Raw genomic sequence first — 2,097 nt, 5'->3', positions numbered from 1 at the left:
ATATCAGAGGTACCTCTACCATACATATAGCCTTCTTTTATTACACCATCAAAAGGTGGATACTCCCAATTAGATGCATCTGGTACTGGTACCGTATCTAAATGACCAATGAAGCCTATTTTTTCTTCAGTTTCTCCCTTTATCTCTATTAACAAAGAACCTCTATTATCACCATGGTTAATTATTCTATAGTCTATACTTTCAGGGAAAAAGCTTAAGACAGTTTTTATTGCATCCATTTCATTACCAGGGGGATTAGTAGTATTTATATTAATAAGTTTCTTTAAAATTTTTTCCGTCCTTTCCTTCAATTTAAACTTCCTCCTTTAATACTAATCTTTATCTATTGTAGGAGAACATTACCAAATCCCCTACTCCCATTCTCTTTACCATACCAAATTTACTTACAAATCCTCCTGCTCCACTGCCTCGTCTTACTGCTCTGCTTTCAAAACCTACTACTTCTCCATTTACTATGGTATAAGCTGCAGACTTCACTTCCCTATTTATAACAGTAATATTCGCCAAAGCATTTTTTCCTAAATGACCAACTTTTTCTGTCCACCAGCTGTTTCCAGTTTTTTCTGCTACTAATCTAGCTGGGTTAGAAGTCATAGTGGCTATTGAATCGGATAAATTTAATACACCCATTTCAGCCAATTCCAATATAGCTGGAATATTGTCTCTAGTATCTCCAAATCCTTTCATAGTGGCATCATTTTGCCCATCAGATATTAAAACATCTACTATTCCCTTTTCCAATGCTTCATAAGCTAACTGTTGGGATTTTTTAGGCAAAATAAGTCCTTCTCTACTTCCACCACCTTCTCGCAACATGGTAGTTACAAACTCTCCAGTAACATTATCTTTCTTACATAAATCTATAATAAACTTCATAGACTCGGCTACATCTTTATGAGTACCACATCCAGCAGCCGTTGCATGGCCTAGGTGAATTGGTCTACCTTTAGACAATTCAACCAATCTTTCAGCATGATCTGGATCTTGAGTATGAGTCATATAGATTAATTTAGCCTTAGAAGTTATTTCAAATATTTTATCTATACTTTCATCAGACATTATAAAATGCCCCATATGATCTTTAATACCAACTACTAAAGGCGCTGTAGTATTTGTAATACCATTTCTTGTCATCTTAGATGAGGCTATGTCTTCCTCTAATTCACCTTTATATAGTTTTACCAATTCTTCCACTGATAACATTGTAGATAAAATACTTGCAGCACCTTGGTATAACCCAATATTTATAGGCAAACCCCTATCCACTTCTGCTCCAAGTAATGCAGGTGCCATAAAGGTATTTCCTGCTCCTGGCGAAAGACCCATAGTTACTCCATTAGCTACTGAACCATAAATTGGATCTGTACTTACTTCAAATAAATCTCCTAAATGTAGATGCATATCCACTAATCCAGGTACAACTAGTAAACCTTCACAATCTATTACTAAGTCTCCCTTTTCTATATAAATATCCTTTCCTACCTCTACTATTTCGTCACCTAATATAGCTACATCCAATACTTCTTCTACTTGGTTTTTAGGATCTATTACCAATCCATTTTTTAAAATAATTTTCCCAGTCTTGTCTAAATCCTTATTAGGATCCGATAAATTGCCATACTTCACTGAACCTAAAACATCTTTTAACATACCTACCTTTGTACTATACATACAATTCCCTCCTTGTTAATTTTCTACTTAATTGCATTTTACAACTAGTACTATTAATAGTCATTGTCCATAGAGTATAAAAAAGAAGACTATATATTAGTCTTCATGTACAATGAATATTGTTTGCTCATATTCATTAATTTTAAGCAAAGCTCTATTTTAAACTTGTCTTCCCTATTATTTAAATCTAAATTGACTATCTCAATAATCTTACTAAACCTATATTTCATAGTATTATAATGGATAAACATATCCTCTGCTGTTTTTTTCAGATTCCAGTCATTTTTGACTAAACACCCTAAAGTCTTCAAATATTCTCCATTATTTTCTTTATCATAATCTATTAGTTTCTTCAAATATTGGTTGCAAAAACTGCTGGCTTCATCTTCTAAAGAAATATCATAT

At 33.1% G+C, this 2,097-nt stretch carries 3 protein-coding genes; all 3 read right to left on the bottom strand.

Annotated elements, in window-relative coordinates; all coding sequences use genetic code 11:
• Positions 1-311, bottom strand: a 311-nt coding sequence (locus tag VK998_RS06205; protein WP_325226623.1) for a M20/M25/M40 family metallo-hydrolase, incomplete at its 3' end; no start/stop codon positions are given.
• 28 nt (positions 312-339) lie between these two features.
• Positions 340-1,692: an amidohydrolase family protein gene (locus tag VK998_RS06200; RefSeq protein ID WP_325226622.1), complete on the bottom strand. Its 1,353-nt coding sequence runs from the start codon at positions 1,690-1,692 to the stop codon at positions 340-342.
• An 89-nt stretch (positions 1,693-1,781) separates the two neighbouring features.
• A partial coding sequence (locus tag VK998_RS06195) for a helix-turn-helix domain-containing protein (protein WP_325226620.1) occupies positions 1,782-2,097 on the bottom strand: 316 nt, incomplete at its 5' end.

The sequence above is a fragment of the Schnuerera sp. genome, from assembly GCF_035459645.1.
GTDB lineage: Bacteria > Bacillota > Clostridia > Tissierellales > Tepidimicrobiaceae > Schnuerera.
This window is presented reverse-complemented; position numbering and strand designations above follow the sequence as displayed.